Here is a 15,941-nt window from a genome sequence, read left to right on the forward strand (position 1 = left end):
TCTGGCTCGCCTATCTCTTAACCACTTGTTTGTTGGGGGCCGCATATGGCTGAGCTGAAGAATATCGAGGTGCGCGGCGCGCGCGAACATAACCTCAAAGGTATAGACGTTGATATCCCTCGGGATCAGTTGGTGGTCATCACCGGACTGTCGGGTTCGGGGAAGTCCTCATTGGCGTTTGACACCATCTATGCAGAAGGCCAGCGCCGGTATGTCGAAAGCCTTTCGGCCTATGCCCGGCAATTCCTGGATATGATGGAAAAGCCGGATGTCGACCATATCAGCGGCCTGTCTCCGGCAATTTCGATTGAACAAAAGACGACGTCCAAGAACCCGCGTTCAACTGTGGGCACGGTAACCGAGATCTATGACTATCTGCGTCTGCTGTTTGCCCGCGCCGGAACGCCCTACAGCCCAGCCACCGGGCAACCGATTGAGGCGCAGCAGGTGCAGGACATGGTCGACCGGATCATGACAATGGAAGACGGTACGCGCGGTTATCTTCTGGCCCCCATCGTGCGCGATCGGAAGGGTGAGTACAAAAAAGAATTCCTGGAGCTGCGCAAACAGGGTTTCCAGCGCGTCAAGGTGGACGGAGAGTTCTACGAACTGGATCAACCGCCTGTATTGGATAAGAAATTCCGTCACGATATCGATGTGGTTGTTGATCGACTGGTTGTGCGGGAAGGTATGGAAACGCGCCTGGCCGACAGCCTGCGCACCGCTCTGGATCTGGCGGACGGGATTGCCATATTGGAAACTGCCCCGCGTGTGGATGATCCGGAACGCATCACATTCAGCGAGAATTTTGCCTGCCCGGTCAGCGGTTTCACCATTCCCGAAATCGAACCACGCCTGTTTTCATTCAACGCGCCGTTCGGTGCCTGCCCGGATTGCGACGGTCTTGGGGTCGAGTTGTTTTTCGATGAGCGCTTGGTGGTGCCGGACCAGACGCTGAAACTCTACGATGGCGCTTTGGCCCCATGGCGCAAGGGTAAATCCCCGTATTTCCTGCAGACCATCGAGGCCATTGCGCGCCATTACGAGTTTGACAAGAACACGCCCTGGAAAGACCTGCCTAAAAATGTGCAGGAGGTCTTTCTGCGTGGGTCCGGGGATGATGAAATTCAGTTCCGGTACGACGAAGGCGGGCGCGTCTATCAAGTGACCCGCAGTTTTGAAGGCGTGATCCCGAATATGGAGCGCCGATACCGCGAAACCGACAGCGCATGGATTCGTGAGGAATTTGAACGATATCAAAACAATCGCCCCTGCGGTGCCTGCGAAGGCTACAGGCTTCGGGCCGAAGCGCTGGCGGTAAAGATCGCCGGGCTGCATGTGGGGCAGGTGGTGCAGATGTCGATCCGTGAGGCTCTGGCGTGGATCGAAGATGCGCCCAACCACCTGAGCGCCCAGAAAAACGAAATTGCCCGCGCCATCCTCAAGGAAATTCGCGAGCGACTTGGTTTCCTGAATAACGTTGGTTTGGAATACCTTACGCTGTCCCGTTCAAGCGGAACACTGTCGGGTGGCGAAAGCCAGCGTATTCGTCTGGCCAGTCAGATCGGCTCGGGGCTGACCGGGGTTCTCTATGTGCTGGATGAGCCCTCGATCGGACTGCATCAGCGTGACAATGACCGGCTTTTAGGCACGCTCAAGAACCTGAGGGATCAGGGCAATACGGTGATCGTTGTTGAACATGACGAGGAAGCCATCCGTGAAGCTGACTATGTTTTCGACATCGGTCCGGGGGCAGGCGTACATGGCGGGCAGGTGGTCAGTCACGGAACGCCTGCGGAAATCGCGGCAGATGCGGCCTCCATTACCGGGCAGTACCTTGCGGGAACGCGTGAAATCGCGGTTCCGGTGCAGCGCCGTAAAGGCAAAAAGCAGAAAGTCACGGTGGTCAAAGCCACGGGCAACAACCTGAAGAATGTCACAGCCGACTTCCCCTTGGGCAAATTCGTTTGTGTCACCGGTGTGTCGGGCGGGGGTAAATCCACCCTCACGATCGAGACATTGTTCAAAACCGCGTCAATGCGGCTGAACGGGGCGCGTCAGACACCAGCACCCTGTGAAACCATCAAGGGGCTGGAACACCTCGATAAGGTCATCGACATCGACCAGCGCCCCATTGGGCGAACGCCGCGTTCAAACCCGGCGACTTACACCGGGGCCTTCACCCCGATCCGAGATTGGTTTGCCGGCCTGCCTGAGGCTAAGGCACGCGGGTACAAACCCGGTCGCTTCAGCTTTAACGTCAAAGGCGGGCGGTGTGAGGCTTGTCAAGGTGACGGTGTCATCAAGATCGAGATGCACTTTCTGCCTGACGTCTACGTGACTTGCGAAACCTGCAAGGGAGCGCGGTACAACCGCGAGACGCTTGAGATCAAGTTCAAGGGCAAATCCATCGCGGATGTGCTTGATATGACAGTGGAAGATGCGCAGGAGTTCTTTAAGGCCGTGCCCTCAATCCGGGACAAGATGGACGCCCTTGCGCGTGTGGGTCTTGGCTATATCAAGGTGGGTCAACAAGCCACGACTTTGTCAGGTGGCGAGGCGCAGCGGGTAAAGCTGTCTAAGGAACTGTCGAAGCGTTCAACCGGGCGAACGCTCTATATTCTCGACGAACCGACAACAGGTCTGCATTTCGAAGATGTGCGCAAGCTGTTGGAAGTGCTGCACGAACTTGTCGATCAGGGCAATACTGTGGTGGTGATTGAACATAATCTGGATGTGGTTAAAACCGCGGATCATATCATCGACATTGGACCTGAAGGTGGTGATGGCGGTGGCGAAATCGTCGCCACAGGAACACCGGAAGACATAGCCGATGTTGAACGCAGCCACACCGGGCGATACCTGAAGTCGATGCTGAAAGGCGCGCGCGTCGCGGCAGAATAAGTGCCCAGACGCGGCCTCAGTTCAGGATATCTGCGATCGCGCCGATCAGGTTCAGGACTTTGCGTGTCTCGGGGTCGACCCGGTACACATAATCACCGGCACGGACATATGAGTAGTTTCGGTTCAACCCATAGCGATAAGGGTCATTGATCCAACGGTAATCATTGGTAATGAAGTCACCATCGCGATAGATTTTCTTTGCCTGACCAGGCGGCACGCAGGGAACGGATTTCTTGGCCAGACCCGGAGGGCAATGCCCGGCCTTGTTCTTTGCAACCGCGGCAACCGGGGAAAGGGCCAAAGCCGCCAGAGTTGCCGTCGTTACCAAAAATCTCGTCATGTCGCCGTCCTTTGCGAATTGGCCAGCCGGGCCTTTTGTTCATGACTGCCTAGATGGTCGCTTGCCCAAGATCTGTCAAATCGTTGGGCAAGATGCCGCCAGTTGTTTCAGTCACGTCCGCGGTTTTCGAACCGTGGCAACATGGCACTGAAATCGCGTCCCTTGCCATCTTCGTTCTCGACAAATTGCTCATAAAGCGCGGTGGCCGCCTGACCCATCGGTGTATCTGCATCTGCACTCTCAGCCGCCTGCTGGCTGAGGCGCAGGTCCTTCAGCATCAGCTCGGCCGCAAAACCGGGGGCGTACCCATTGTCGGCCGGGCTTTGCGGGCCGACACCGGGGGCAGGGCAATAGGCGTTCATCGTCCAGCTGTATCCGGACGACGTACTTACCACGTCAAACATCTTCTGCCGGTCCAGACCCAGTTTGTCGGCCAAAGCGAAGGCTTCACAGGTTGCAATCATGGTGACACCAAGGATCATGTTATTGCAGATTTTGGCAGCTTGACCGGAACCGGCCTCACCACAGTGAACAGCTTTCTGCCCCATGATGTCGAACAGAGGGGATGCCTTGGCAAACGCGGCTTCTGATCCGCCAGCCATGAAGGTCAGCGTGCCAGCCGCAGCACCACCGATGCCGCCAGAAACTGGCGCGTCTACGGACAACAGTCCGGCGTTGATGGCCTGATCCGCAACTGCCCGCGCGCTTTCCACATCAACTGTCGAGCAATCGATTAGCACGGCACCTTGTGCCATTGCAGGAATGATCTGATCCGCAACGGCCCTCAGAATCGCACCGTTTGGCAGCATCGTGATGACAGCATCGGCCGCTGCAACAGCTTCCGAAGCGGTTGCGGCTTGAGAAACCCCGTCAACCGTCACGCCTGCTGTGTCAAAGCCAAGTACTTTATGACCGGCTTTTGCAAGATTGGCTGCCATTGGCGCGCCCATGTTTCCCAGTCCGATGAAACCGATTTGCATCTCTTAATCCTCTTCGAATGTCAGGGCGTCCGCACCCAGGGGCTGAAGCATTTTCGACACGGTAACCAGAGGGACGTTCATGTCAGGAAACTGCCAGTTCGGGTTGCGATCCTTGTCGATGATCTGCGCGCGGATGCCTTCCAGAAAATCGCCATGCTCCATCGCGCGGTGGGTGAAACGATACTCCATCTCCAGAGCTCGGCGTATGGTCAGAGAAGGGGAGCGCAGGCGATGAAGAACCTCGATTGTGCAAGCCACGGAAAGCGGCGCGTTTTTCCTCAGCATGCCCAGAGTTTTCGCCGAAAACTCAGTGTCGTTGCTGTGCAGACTGTTCAGAACGTCGCCAAGGGTGTCACCGGAAAAATGCTGATCGATTTGGGCCTGCAAGTTCGCCAATTCACCAACAGGCGGTGTACCGGCATGGTCAGCCAATAGTTCAGCGTTTCCAGAGGCTTCGAGCAACTCGATCAGATCGGACCATTGTGATTGCGGGATGAAAAGGTCGGCAAACCCGGCATAGATCGCATCCGCAGGCCCCATCCGATAGCCGGTTGTTCCCAGAAACTCACCCGCGCGTCCAGGCGCAAGGGCCAGCATCAACGAGCCGCCGACATCCGGCACCAGTCCGATGGAACATTCTGGCATGGCAATCTTTGCGCTTTCTCCAACAACGCGATGGCTGCCATGGCATCCGATGCCAACACCGCCGCCCATCGCGAACCCCTGAAGAAAGCTGATGACCGGTTTAGGATATTCGAAGATCAGGGCATTCAGACGGTATTCGTCACGCCAGAATTTTTGACCGTAAGAAAAATCACCCTTGGTGCCGGTTTCATAAAGTTCAGCAATATCACCACCCGCGCAGAAGGCTTTTTCCCCCTCGGCGTCCAGGATGATCAGGTCAATCTCATCATCCTCGCGCCAGTTGCGCAGCGCTGTGTCGATGGCCATGCACATGTCATAGGTCATCGCGTTCAGCGCATGAGGACGGGTCAGGGTGATACGCCCGGCACAGCCTGTGGTGCGGATATCGATATCTGACATGGGTGCCTCAGCGATTGGCAAGCAACTGGCGCGATACGATCACACGCATGATCTCGTTCGTGCCTTCCAATATCTGATGCACACGAAGATCACGCACAAGCTTTTCGATGCCGTAATCCGCAAGATAGCCATAACCGCCATGCAATTGCAGGCACTGGTCCACCACTTTCGATCCGGTCTCGGTAACGAACTTCTTGGCCATGGCGCAGAATTTCGTGGCATCGGGTGCGCCCTGATCCAGCTTCCAGGCTGCCTGCCTAAGGAACGTTCGCGCGGCCTGCAATTCGATCTCCATATCCGCCAGACGGAATTGAAGGGCCTGAAACTGGTCGATGGACTGGCCAAAAGCCTTGCGTTCGGACATGTATTGCAGCGTCATATCCAGCCCGGCCTGAGCGGCCCCAAGCGAGCAGGCAGAAATGTTAAGCCGTCCGCCATCCAACCCCATCATCGCATATTTGAATCCGTCACCTTCCGTGCCCACAAGGTTTCCGGCCGGTATCTTGCAATCGTCGAACTGAACTTGCGCGGTGGGTTGGCTTTTCCAGCCCATCTTCTGCTCGAGCGCGCCAAAGCTGAGGCCGGGCGTGCCGTCTTCAACGTAAACGGTCGAAATTCCTTTGGGCCCGTCCTGGCCGGTACGCACCATACAGACGTAAGCGTCGGAATATCCGCCGCCTGAAATGAAGGCCTTTGTTCCGTTCAGCGTATAGCCTTCGTTGGTCCGTTCGGCGCGTGTTTTCAGCGCTGCCGCATCCGATCCAGAACCGGGCTCGGTCAGGCAATAACTCAACACAGTTTTCAAGCTCAGAACATCGGGCATGATGCGCGCCTTGAGGTCATCGTCTGCAAAGTTGTCGAGCATCTTGGCGCACATATTATGGATCGACAGGAACGCCGCGACCGACGGGCAGGCCATCGATAGGGCCTCAAAAACCAGAGTTGCATCCAGACGGGTCAGGTTTGACCCACCGCTGGCCTCGGACACGTAAAGGGCGCCGAAGCCAAGCTCTCCGATTTGGGGCCATAAGGTTTTGGGGATCGTTCCATCAGCCTCCCATTGCCGGGCAAAAGGGGCGATATGTTCCTGACCAAAGGCATGTGCCATGTCGAAAATGGCTGTTTGTTCCTCGCTGAGTGCGAAATCCATGGCGCTCCCTCCCATCGGCAATGAATTGAACAGTTGTTTATTTCTGAATTCTTACAGAAATTTTGCAGGCTCAACAATGGCTCTGGGCAGGGGACTGTTGTCGCCAGTGTCTAAAGATCCGCGTGGAACTCTTCGATCAGGTGGCGCACGACGGCCTTGCCAGGATCTTCCCCGCGCGCGGAAGCCTCGGCATGAACGCGGCGCTGGCGTGTGGCCGAGGTGCCGTTTTCGGCGATCTGCCGCAGGCGGGCCAGTTCCGACATTGTGCCCAGTGCCTCGGCGTCTTCGGCCAGCAATCCCATCAGATCACCGATCAGGTCGGACATGGGTTTGATCGAGCGATCGCCGAAATCGATCAATCCTTCGCCCACACCATATCGCTGCGCGCGCCAGCGGTTTTCACCTATCAGAAAGCGATCATATTGCCGCCAGCGCAAGTTGCGATCTTTCAAGCGGCACAACATTCTGGTCAACGCCTGAACAAGGGCGGCCAGTGAAAGCGTGTGTTCCAACCTTGGCTGGACATCCATAATCCGCGTTTCAAGCGTTGGAAAGCGATGCGAGGGGCGCAGGTCCCACCAGATCTTAGTGGTATCTTCGATGACCCCAAGTTCAATCAAAATACCCGTGGTGCGCTCATATTCGCCCCAGCTTGCAAAGACCGGTGGCAGACCGGTACGTGGCAGATTGTCAAAGACGGTCAGACGGTACGACGACAGGCCCGTATCCTCGCCGTTCCAGAAAGGCGAGGACGTTGACAACGCCAGAAGATGCGGCAGGAAGTAAGACAATTGCGGCATCAGATCAGAACGCAAGGCTCGGTCTTCGACCCCGACATGAACATGCATGCCGCAGATCAACATCCGGCGGGCCACGCCCCCAAGCGCGTGTTGCAGCGCATCATAGCGTTCCTTTCGGGTGTGATGCTGATCCTTCCAGTTCGCAAAAGGGTGGCACGACACGGCTATTGGTGACAGGTTATATTCCGCAGCCCGTTCCGATACACAGGAGCGCAGGCGTTTCAGGTCCTCGCGCGCCGAAGCAACGGTTGCATGCGGGCGGGTGCCGACTTCTATCTGACATTGCAGGAATTCGGGGCTGACCTGTCCTTCGAAATCATTCTGACAGGCTTCCATCAGCGCTTCGGGAGCTTCGGACAATTGGAGGCTGTCGCGGTCTACAAGAAGGTATTCTTCTTCGATCCCGATCGTGAATTCCTGCTGCATGGCGGCCCTCGCGGTAGTTATTTTGATCAGTGAATACGGAAATTTTCTTTTTGCCAAGGGTTTGCCCGGCTTGTCCTTGCAGAGGAACGACCACCAAAGGTATGGAATAACGCAGCAAAGACCACGGAGCCAGCGACTTGAAACCCAGAAAATTCCCGCAGATCAACGCCGCCCTGGATGACCTGGGTGTGAAACTGGTCGACAAGGTCACCGAACAGGATGAGCGCGCGCGGCTGGAAGCTTTTGAGGCTGCCGGAGGTCTGACGCGCCCCGTCTATGCTTTGTCGCCGGGAATGGATGGGTTTGATATTTCGCAACTGGTCAGTGAATACGCCGCGCATAAGCATGCGCTGGACGCGCTGAAGGATCCTGAGCGCAATCAGACCGGCTATCGTGCTGGAAACGGCTATTACGACAGCCCCGACGCGGATGCCTTGTATCTGATGATCCGACGCTTTCAACCCCGGCGGGTGATTGAGGTTGGATGTGGTAATTCGACCCGAGTAACCCGGCAGGCGGCCATCGATGGCGGGTTTGACACCACGATTACGGCAATCGATCCGTATCCCCGCGCTGACATTGCCCATGTTGTTGATCGGTTCGAGCAAAAACGGCTGGAAGAGGCCGACCCGGTACTGTTTTCAGAGCTGGAAGCCGGCGACGTCCTGTTTATCGACTCCAGCCATGTTGTGCGGATGAGCAACGACGTCGCACACTTGTTCTGCCGCATCATTCCGACACTGAAGCCCGGAGTGGTGATCCATGTGCACGATGTTTTTCTACCCTACGAATACCCCAAGCGGTTCTTCTATGACTGCCCGGGTTGGGGTGAGCAGTATATGCTGCACGCTTTGCTGCAATCTGGAGCGTATTCAATGCTTTGGCCGGGATATTACTTGCAACAGGATCGACCCGATGCTGTCGCCGATTTGCCCTTTTTGGCTGAAGGGCGCGCGCAAAGCATCTGGGTGCAGCTAAAAGAAAAATGATCTCAGACTGATCCGGCGTGACGAAAGCCCCGTATCCCTTTCCATAACAAGCTGGAGAGGAGAAGACAGCCATGTTTCGTCGTACTTTTATGGGTGCCGTCGCCGCATTTGCATTTGCCATGCCGCTCAAAGCGCAGGCTGCAGATATCGTTGATACCGCTGTAGCAGCCGGATCGTTCAACACGTTGGTGGCCGCAGTTCAAGCCGCAGGTTTGGTAGATACCTTGAAAGGAAAAGGTCCATTCACCGTCTTTGCCCCGACAGACGAAGCCTTTGCCGCACTACCCGAAGGCACGGTGGAAACGTTGTTGTTGCCGGAGAACAAGGATCAACTCGTATCGATCCTGACATACCATGTAGTACCAGCCAAAGTGATGTCCGGCGACATTGCTGGCAAGCGCGCCAAGGTTCTGACTGTTCAGGGTGATCGGCTTAGCGTGAATGCCAAAAACGGCGTCAAAGTGAATGACGCCAAGGTCATACAGGCAGATATTGAAGCCAGCAATGGCGTGATCCACGTGGTCGACGCTGTTATCCTGCCGGAATGACGCTCTGTTCCTTAAGAGATCAAAGCCCCGGCGTATGACCGGGGCTTTTGCTTTTCTGAGCTGGTAGATTAGATCAAACGAACCTGTGTGTCGACCTTAACCAGCGGATACAGTTCTTCGACATGCTGGTTGTAAAGGCCGATACAGCCAGAAGAGCTCTGCCGGCCGATCTTGCGGGTGTCATGCGTGCCATGAACCAGGTAAGCGGGCCAGTCCAAATACATTGCACGTGTGCCCAGCGGGTTTCCGGGATCACCGCCATCGATCCGAATAGGCAGGCTGGGGTCACGCTCGCGCATCGAGGCAGTCGGTGTCCAGCTTGGAAACTCGGTCTTGCGCACAACTTTTGTGTAGCCGCGTTTTGTAAGCTCTTCGCTCATGGGCACAGAGCTGGGGTACAGCTTATAGGTGCCATCCGGTGCCCAATAGTGAACCGCGCGGCTGGTAATGTCGGCCAACAGGCAGCCTACGCCCAGCTCATCAAAATGGTCCTGCCAGTTTTGCTGCGAGAAGGACGACACATTGCGCCGTACCGGCAACTGTGTGCTGATCGCGTCTTCGGTTTGCGGGAAAGCATCAGTGCTTTGTGCCCGAACAAGGGCGGGGGTCGCCATCAGGGATGCAACGCCTAGCAGGGCGGAACGACGGGTTATTCGGGAGTGGGACAAGGGTGCCTCCGGTAAATTCACTGCTCAATGTGTATTTGGCGGCAAGATATTTCCATTGGTCGCAATTTTCCAGAGTGACGCACCTGAATTTCTTGTGAACGTGGGGAATTTGAACGCTGCTCGGCGGAAAAATGCAAAAACCCGGCCCTGAATAGGGCCGGGTTCCATAGTCATGCAGGCTGAAATCAGTCCATGGCTTTGAAGTTGAACTCGCCACCTTCCTTGATGCCCGACGGCCAGCGTGCGGTTACTGTTTTGGTGCGGGTGTAGAACTTGAAGCTGTCCGGGCCATGCTGGTTCAGATCGCCAAACATGGATTTTTTCCAACCACCAAAAGTGTGATAAGCCAGCGGAACAGGGATCGGAACGTTGATACCCACCATGCCGATATTGATCCGGCTGGCAAAATCGCGCGCTGTGTCACCGTCGCGGGTAAAGATCGCTGTGCCGTTGCCGTATTCGTGGTCCATCGCCAGGCCGATCGCCTCTTCGTAGGAACCTGCACGGACAGTCGACAGAACCGGGCCAAAGATCTCCTGTTTGTAGATGTCCATGTCCGGAGTGACGTGGTCAAACAGGTGCGGGCCGACAAAGAAGCCGTCCTCATAACCTTGCAGGCTGAAATCACGGTTATCGACGACCAGCTTTGCGCCTTGCTCGACACCCGAATTGATCAGACCAAGGATACGCTCTTTCGCGGCGGCGGTTACTACAGGACCCATGTCGACATCGTCACCAGCGGTGTAGGGGCCCACTTTCAGCTTTTCGACGCGCGGGATCAGCTTTTCGATCAGCTTGTCCGCGGTTTCTTCACCAACCGGAACCGCAACAGAGATTGCCATGCAGCGTTCGCCTGCTGCGCCAAACCCGGCACCGACCAGCGCGTCGGCGGCCTGATCCAGATCGGCGTCGGGCATGACGATCATGTGGTTCTTGGCACCGCCAAAACACTGGGCGCGTTTGCCGTTTGCGGTGGCACGGCTGTAGATATACTGAGCGATCGGGGTAGACCCTACAAAGCTGACGCCCTGAATGATCTCGCTGTCGAGGATCGTATCAACGGCCTCTTTGTCACCATTCACGACCTGGAACACACCCTTGGGCAGACCGGCTTCGACAAACAGTTCGGCCAGCATCAGCGGAACCGAGGGGTCACGCTCGGACGGTTTCAGAACAACGGCGTTACCGCAGGCCAGTGCAGGACCGACATGCCACAGGGGCATCATCGCAGGGAAGTTAAAGGGCATGATCGAACCCACGACACCCAGCGGCTGGCGCATGGAATACATGTCGATGCCGGGGCCTGCGCTGTCGGTGAACTCGCCCTTCAGCATCTGCGGTGCACCGATGCAGTATTCGATCACCTCCAGACCACGCTGCAAGTCGCCCTTGGCATCGGGAATGGTCTTGCCGTGCTCGCGGCTTAGTGCCTCGGCCAGTTTGTCCATGTCGCGGTTCATCAGGCCGACCATTGCCATCATGACACGTGCACGTTTCTGAGGGTTGGTTGCGCCCCATTCCGGCTGGGCAGCGGCTGCGGCCTCAATGGCCGCCGTGGTTTCCGCAGCACTTGCCATCGGGCACTTGTATTGAACCTCGCCCGTAGCCGGGTTGTAGACGTTGTCGAAACGACCGGATGTACCGGCGACCATTTCGCCGTTCAGGAAATGGGTCAGATCTTGCATCAATAACTCCTCCGATAGATTTGTGCGCACAATAGGCTTGCAGAAATCCCGCGAACAGAGGCAATATCTCAAAAGAGTTTTGCAAAAATGCAAAGGTTAATGGTGTGACCCCAAACTGGGATGATATGCGGATCTTTCTGGCCGTGGCACGCGAGGAAAGTCTTTCTTCCGCAGGTCGTGTCCTGAAAATCGATCCCGCTACGGTGGGGCGACGTGTTGCGCGATTGGAAACGACGCTGGATTCTGCGTTGTTCACAAAGTCGCAGCAGGGATATGTCCTGACACCGGCAGGGCAGCGCCTGTTGGAGCATGGGTTGCATGCAGAAGAGGCGATGCGCGCAGCGGCCGGAGCTGTGGCCGGATCCACGAAATCACTCAGCGGGCAAATCCGAATAGGCGCGCCAGATGGCAGCGCAAATTACCTGTTGCCCCAAGTCTGTGCCAGGATCAGCGATTCAAACCCGGAACTGGATATTCAGATTCTGGCTCTGCCGAGGGTGATCAACCTGTCCCGTCGCGAGGCCGATATGGCCGTGACTGTCAGCGCGCCAACCGCAGGGCAGCTTTTGGTCAAGAAAGTCAGTGATTACAAACTGCATATGGTCGCGACCGATGAATATCTGAAACGTCACGAACCAATCCACTCGGTCGCTGACCTCAAGGGGCACCGGTTGATCGGTTACATTCCCGACATGATCTTTGACCGCGAACTGGATTACCTGAACGATATTGGGGTTGACCGTGTCGCGCTTGCATCGAACTCGGTCTCGGTGCAATTGCGGCAGGTCAGTTTGGGAACTGGCGTTTGCGTGGCGCATGACTTTACGTTGCCGTTCCATCCGGGGCTTCGGAAAATCCTGACGGATCAAGTGAGTCTGACGCGCAGTTTCTATCTGGTCCGGCATGAAGGAGATCAGCGCAACGAACGGTTGAACCGCTTTGCCGATGCCCTGACGCGCGGTATTCGCGAGGAAGTGCTTCGATTGGAAGCAGATGCCGGTGCTTGACAGGTCGCCACAATCGCGCAACGCTTTGGAATAAGTGTTATTATTCCGGAGGAATTCTTCATGTTGGTACAGGCTATCCTGACGTCCAAAGCGACAGACGGCGTTGTAACGGTGGCGCCAATGGCGACGGTTTCAGAAGCCTCGAAGATTCTTGCGGAAAAGCGGATCGGGACGGTTGTTGTTTCTGACGATGGCGGAGAAACCGCGATTGGAATTCTGTCTGAACGCGACATCGTCCGCGAGCTTGCCGCCAGCGGTAGTGGCTGTCTCGACCAGCCTGTAAAATCCTACATGACGCAGGACCTGATCACGACGACGCGTCAGGCCTCGGTTCAGGATATCATGGCCCGCATGACAGAAGGGCGCTTTCGCCATATGCCGGTTGTCGAAGACGGTAAACTGATCGGCATCGTCACACTTGGTGACGTGGTAAAGGCCCAGCTGGCCGAACTGGCGATGGAAAAAGATGCCCTGGAAGGCATGATAATGGGGCACTAACAGCAAGGGGTGCCAAAGCAATCACTTGCACCTGCAGCAAAGTTGTGTTTGCTTGCGCAGAAATTTTATTGCGCAGGAGGGCGTGATGCGGGTTGGTTTGTATCCGGGAACCTTTGACCCTATCACCATAGGGCACATCGATATCATTCGCCGGGCGGCTGCATTGGTGGATAAACTTGTCATTGGCGTCGCTATCAACCGGGACAAAGGCCCCTTGTTCTCGCTGGAAGAGCGCGTCGCGATGATCGAGGCCGAATGCGCCGAACTGACCGAACAAACCGGCACAGAAATCATCGCTCATCCCTTCGAAAACCTATTGATCGATTGCGCAAGGGATGTCGGTGCACAGATCATCGTGCGCGGTTTGCGCGCTGTCGCGGATTTCGAGTATGAATTCCAGATGGTTGGTATGAACCGCGCACTGGACGACTCGATCGAGACTGTCTTTTTGATGGCCGAGGCACGCCATCAGGCGATTGCTTCAAAACTGGTGAAAGAAATTGCCCGTTTGAACGGAGACGTGTCGAAATTCGTCACGCCCCGTGTCAATGCGGCACTGCGTGAGCGGTTAGGCTAGGGCACCCATCGCGGCGGCCGTATCCAGCATCCGGTTCGAAAATCCCCATTCGTTGTCATACCAGGCCAACACGCGAACCAGCGTACCGTCGGTGACTTTGGTTTCTGCCAGTGACACGGTCGAGCTGTGCGAGTCGTGGTTGAAATCGACAGAGACCAGAGGACGGCTTTCCGCCGCCAGAACACCGGGAATCTTTGCTGCGGCATCAATGAACAGTTGATTGACCTCATCTTCGGTCGTTGGGCGCGAAACCTCGGCAACCAGATCAACGACCGAAACGTTCGGGGTTGGTACCCGGATGGCCTGACCGGTCAATTTGCCCTTGAGTTGCGGCAGTACCAGCCCCACAGCGGCGGCTGCACCGGTTGTAGTAGGGATCATCGACAGGGCTGCGGCGCGCGACAGGTAGGGGTCTTTTCCAACCGTGTCATGCACAGGCTGGCTGGCGGTATAGGCGTGAACGGTGGTCATGTTGCCATGTTTGATGCCAAGACCAGCGTCCAGCGCTGCGGCAACCGGAGAAAGGCAATTCGTGGTGCAGGATGCGTTCGAAACGACCAGATCTTCGGCCGTCAACTCGCTGTCGTTGACGCCAAAGACGATGGTTTTCACACCGCCGTCACCCCGTGCAGGGGCTGAGATCAGGACTTTCCGTGATCCGTTCTTGAAGTGACGTTCAGCCGCTTCGCGTGTGCGGAAAACCCCGGTGCATTCCAGAACAACGTCGATATCAGACCATGGCAGGTCTTCGGGATTACGCTCACTGCTCAGGCGGATCGGGCCGCGCCCCACATCCAGGCCGGCGTCTGTAAGCGTGACAGGGTTGGGATAACGGCCATGAACGCTGTCAAACTCGAACAGATGCGCGTTCATGTCGGGCTTGCCTAAGTCGTTGATCGCGACGATCTCAACGTCTGTACGCCCGCTTTCCATCACCGCGCGCAGAACCCCGCGCCCGATCCGTCCAAATCCGTTGATCGCTAGTTTCAGGGTCATGGTTCGCTCCGTACAAATATCTCAGCCATATGAGTTAGCGCTAACAATTACAGATCAAGAGAAATGTCAAGAAAAACCTCAGTCATCGCCAAAAAGCGAGCCAATCCAGAAAGTCGTATAGCTTCTTACCGAGGAACAACATGTGCTCGGTACCATACAAGGCCACGTCCAGCATCATGCCCCCAAGCAATAGGACGCCAAGCCACATAGCAATTTGATTGTTCATGTCGGTTCCGAATGAAAATGCCCGCTCAGATAACCTGAGTGGGCACCAACGTACAAGCGAAGTCCGAAGGGTCAGTTAAGGCGGCCCATGGCGACGGCTACGTCTGCCATGCGAACCGAAAAGCCCCACTCGTTGTCATACCAGGCCAGCACGCGCACCATGCGATCATCGACGACACGGGTTTGGTCGGGTGCGAAGATCGAGCTTTCTTCGGTGTGGTTGAAATCGGTTGATACCAGAGGCGCGGGCTCATATCCCAGAACACGCTGCATCGGGCCTTTGGCTGCTTCTTCGACGATTGCGTTGATTTCGGTCACCGAGGTGTCACGCGACGCACGGAACGTCAGGTCAACCGCAGAAACATTCGGGGTAGGAACCCGGATGGCGGACCCGTCCAGACGGCCTTTCAGGTTTGGCAGAACTTCACCCAAAGCTTTGGCAGCACCGGTTGAGGTCGGGATCATCGACATTGCGGCAGCGCGGGCGCGATAGAGATCACTGTGGCGACGGTCCAGCGTGGGCTGGTCTCCGGTATAGGCGTGAATGGTGGTCATGATGCCATGTTCAATGCCGACACCCTCGTCCAGCACCTTGGCTAGCGGGGCCAGGCAGTTTGTGGTGCAGGAGCCGTTCGACACCATGTTGTCGTTCGCGGTCAGGGTGTTGTGGTTCACACCAAAAACGATGGTCTTGTTCACATTTTTGCCGGGGGCGGACAGCAGCACCTTGCCCGCACCGCGATCCAGATGTGTTTTGGCCTTGGTGCCATCATTGAATTTACCGGTGCACTCCAGAACGACGTCACAGCCGTCCCAGTCCAGTTCATTCATATCGTAGGTCGAAAACATCTGCATTGGGCCACGACCCAGATCCATCGTGTTGCCTTCGATTGAAACTTCGCGCGGGAAACGCCCATGAACGCTGTCATATTTCAGCAGATGCGCAGAGGTTTCCAATGGGCCGGTTGCGTTGACTTTGATCACTTCGATGTCGTTACGCCCCGACGCGGCGATGTGCGACAGGGTGCAGCGGCCAATACGGCCAAAACCATTGATACCGACCTTGATGGTCATGTGACGTCTCCTGATGCGCTTGCGTTGAGG

The 15,941-nt window shown here is 56.3% G+C and carries 15 protein-coding genes; 6 read left to right on the forward strand and 9 right to left on the reverse strand.

The genetic code is table 11. From position 1 onward, the window contains the following. Positions 1 to 45: 45 nt before the first annotated feature. Complete coding sequence (gene uvrA / locus ACR0BZ_RS03720) at positions 46 to 2,904, forward strand: excinuclease ABC subunit UvrA (protein WP_480919493.1); 2,859 nt, start codon at positions 46 to 48, stop codon at positions 2,902 to 2,904. 16 nt (positions 2,905 to 2,920) lie between these two features. On the opposite strand, the gene ACR0BZ_RS03725 is transcribed toward uvrA, so the two are convergent. The 5 genes from ACR0BZ_RS03725 to ACR0BZ_RS03745 all read right to left on the reverse strand — a co-directional run bounded on the left by ACR0BZ_RS03725 (position 2,921) and on the right by ACR0BZ_RS03745 (position 7,644). Next, entirely contained in the window at positions 2,921 to 3,244 is a 324-nt protein-coding gene (locus tag ACR0BZ_RS03725; protein ID WP_209504052.1) for a hypothetical protein, read from the reverse strand. 107 nt (positions 3,245 to 3,351) lie between these two features. Further along, on the reverse strand, positions 3,352 to 4,224 hold the full coding sequence (gene mmsB / locus ACR0BZ_RS03730; RefSeq protein ID WP_480919494.1) for a 3-hydroxyisobutyrate dehydrogenase: 873 nt from the start codon (positions 4,222 to 4,224) through the stop codon (positions 3,352 to 3,354). Positions 4,225 to 4,227: 3 nt separating this feature from the next. Further along, a complete protein-coding gene (locus tag ACR0BZ_RS03735; protein ID WP_480919495.1) occupies positions 4,228 to 5,268 on the reverse strand; it encodes a 3-hydroxyisobutyryl-CoA hydrolase in 1,041 nt (346 codons plus the stop codon). Between the two features lie 7 nt (positions 5,269 to 5,275). After that, complete coding sequence (locus tag ACR0BZ_RS03740; protein WP_209596109.1) at positions 5,276 to 6,418, reverse strand: acyl-CoA dehydrogenase family protein; 1,143 nt, start codon at positions 6,416 to 6,418, stop codon at positions 5,276 to 5,278. Between the two features lie 110 nt (positions 6,419 to 6,528). Continuing rightward, positions 6,529 to 7,644, reverse strand: coding sequence for a carboxylate-amine ligase (locus ACR0BZ_RS03745; RefSeq protein ID WP_480485758.1), 1,116 nt, complete (start codon positions 7,642 to 7,644; stop codon positions 6,529 to 6,531). A 137-nt stretch (positions 7,645 to 7,781) separates the two neighbouring features. On the opposite strand from ACR0BZ_RS03745, the gene ACR0BZ_RS03750 reads away from it, so the two are divergent. Further along, on the forward strand, positions 7,782 to 8,633 hold the full coding sequence (locus tag ACR0BZ_RS03750; RefSeq protein ID WP_480919496.1) for a class I SAM-dependent methyltransferase: 852 nt from the start codon (positions 7,782 to 7,784) through the stop codon (positions 8,631 to 8,633). Positions 8,634 to 8,704: 71 nt separating this feature from the next. After that, entirely contained in the window at positions 8,705 to 9,181 is a 477-nt protein-coding gene (locus tag ACR0BZ_RS03755; protein ID WP_480472555.1) for a fasciclin domain-containing protein, read from the forward strand. 68 nt (positions 9,182 to 9,249) lie between these two features. Here ACR0BZ_RS03755 and ACR0BZ_RS03760 read toward each other — a convergent pair whose 3' ends face one another. Together ACR0BZ_RS03760 and ACR0BZ_RS03765 are read right to left on the reverse strand one after the other, a co-directional pair. Then, positions 9,250 to 9,795, reverse strand: a complete 546-nt coding sequence (locus tag ACR0BZ_RS03760) for a L,D-transpeptidase (RefSeq protein ID WP_480919497.1) — start codon at positions 9,793 to 9,795, stop codon at positions 9,250 to 9,252. Positions 9,796 to 10,034: 239 nt separating this feature from the next. Beyond that, positions 10,035 to 11,534 (reverse strand): CoA-acylating methylmalonate-semialdehyde dehydrogenase, encoded by a 1,500-nt coding sequence (locus ACR0BZ_RS03765; RefSeq protein WP_209596112.1) that lies wholly within the window; start codon positions 11,532 to 11,534, stop codon positions 10,035 to 10,037. Between the two features lie 125 nt (positions 11,535 to 11,659). Between ACR0BZ_RS03765 and ACR0BZ_RS03770 the strand changes: the two genes are divergently transcribed. The 3 genes from ACR0BZ_RS03770 (at position 11,660) to coaD (ending at position 13,616) form a co-directional block, all read left to right on the forward strand. Beyond that, positions 11,660 to 12,541 carry a LysR family transcriptional regulator gene (locus ACR0BZ_RS03770; protein WP_480919744.1) on the forward strand — a complete coding sequence of 294 codons (882 nt, stop codon included), beginning with the start codon at positions 11,660 to 11,662 and terminating at the stop codon, positions 12,539 to 12,541. Positions 12,542 to 12,601: 60 nt separating this feature from the next. Next, positions 12,602 to 13,039, forward strand: a complete 438-nt coding sequence (locus ACR0BZ_RS03775) for a CBS domain-containing protein (protein ID WP_267363439.1) — start codon at positions 12,602 to 12,604, stop codon at positions 13,037 to 13,039. A gap of 85 nt (positions 13,040 to 13,124) precedes the next feature. Beyond that, positions 13,125 to 13,616: a pantetheine-phosphate adenylyltransferase gene (coaD, locus tag ACR0BZ_RS03780; protein WP_209596116.1), complete on the forward strand. Its 492-nt coding sequence runs from the start codon at positions 13,125 to 13,127 to the stop codon at positions 13,614 to 13,616. Here the strand turns inward: coaD and gap (ACR0BZ_RS03785) are convergent. Together gap (ACR0BZ_RS03785) and gap (ACR0BZ_RS03790) are read right to left on the reverse strand one after the other, a co-directional pair. Continuing rightward, positions 13,608 to 14,612, reverse strand: coding sequence for a type I glyceraldehyde-3-phosphate dehydrogenase (gap, locus tag ACR0BZ_RS03785; RefSeq protein WP_480485751.1), 1,005 nt, complete (start codon positions 14,610 to 14,612; stop codon positions 13,608 to 13,610). The genes coaD and gap (ACR0BZ_RS03785) overlap by 9 nt on opposite strands. A gap of 297 nt (positions 14,613 to 14,909) precedes the next feature. After that, positions 14,910 to 15,911: a type I glyceraldehyde-3-phosphate dehydrogenase gene (gene gap, locus ACR0BZ_RS03790; protein ID WP_480919498.1), complete on the reverse strand. Its 1,002-nt coding sequence runs from the start codon at positions 15,909 to 15,911 to the stop codon at positions 14,910 to 14,912. Positions 15,912 to 15,941 lie beyond the last annotated feature (30 nt).

The organism is Ruegeria sp. P8 (assembly GCF_056534665.1).

Excerpts from the sequence above, each read along its gene's own strand:
- uvrA (WP_480919493.1), top strand. The coding sequence starts at position 46 with ATGGCTGAGCTGAAGAATATCGAGGTGCGCGGCGCGCGCGAACATAAC.
- ACR0BZ_RS03725 (WP_209504052.1), bottom strand. The coding sequence starts at position 3,244 with ATGACGAGATTTTTGGTAACGACGGCAACTCTGGCGGCTTTGGCCCTT.
- mmsB (WP_480919494.1), bottom strand. The coding sequence starts at position 4,224 with ATGCAAATCGGTTTCATCGGACTGGGAAACATGGGCGCGCCAATGGCA.
- ACR0BZ_RS03735 (WP_480919495.1), bottom strand. The coding sequence starts at position 5,268 with ATGTCAGATATCGATATCCGCACCACAGGCTGTGCCGGGCGTATCACC.
- ACR0BZ_RS03740 (WP_209596109.1), bottom strand. The coding sequence starts at position 6,418 with ATGGATTTCGCACTCAGCGAGGAACAAACAGCCATTTTCGACATGGCA.
- ACR0BZ_RS03745 (WP_480485758.1), bottom strand. The coding sequence starts at position 7,644 with ATGCAGCAGGAATTCACGATCGGGATCGAAGAAGAATACCTTCTTGTA.
- ACR0BZ_RS03755 (WP_480472555.1), top strand. The coding sequence starts at position 8,705 with ATGTTTCGTCGTACTTTTATGGGTGCCGTCGCCGCATTTGCATTTGCC.
- ACR0BZ_RS03760 (WP_480919497.1), bottom strand. The coding sequence starts at position 9,795 with ATGGCGACCCCCGCCCTTGTTCGGGCACAAAGCACTGATGCTTTCCCG.
- ACR0BZ_RS03765 (WP_209596112.1), bottom strand. The coding sequence starts at position 11,534 with ATGCAAGATCTGACCCATTTCCTGAACGGCGAAATGGTCGCCGGTACA.
- ACR0BZ_RS03770 (WP_480919744.1), top strand. The coding sequence starts at position 11,660 with ATGCGGATCTTTCTGGCCGTGGCACGCGAGGAAAGTCTTTCTTCCGCA.
- ACR0BZ_RS03775 (WP_267363439.1), top strand. The coding sequence starts at position 12,602 with ATGTTGGTACAGGCTATCCTGACGTCCAAAGCGACAGACGGCGTTGTA.
- coaD (WP_209596116.1), top strand. The coding sequence starts at position 13,125 with ATGCGGGTTGGTTTGTATCCGGGAACCTTTGACCCTATCACCATAGGG.
- gap (WP_480485751.1), bottom strand. The coding sequence starts at position 14,612 with ATGACCCTGAAACTAGCGATCAACGGATTTGGACGGATCGGGCGCGGG.
- gap (WP_480919498.1), bottom strand. The coding sequence starts at position 15,911 with ATGACCATCAAGGTCGGTATCAATGGTTTTGGCCGTATTGGCCGCTGC.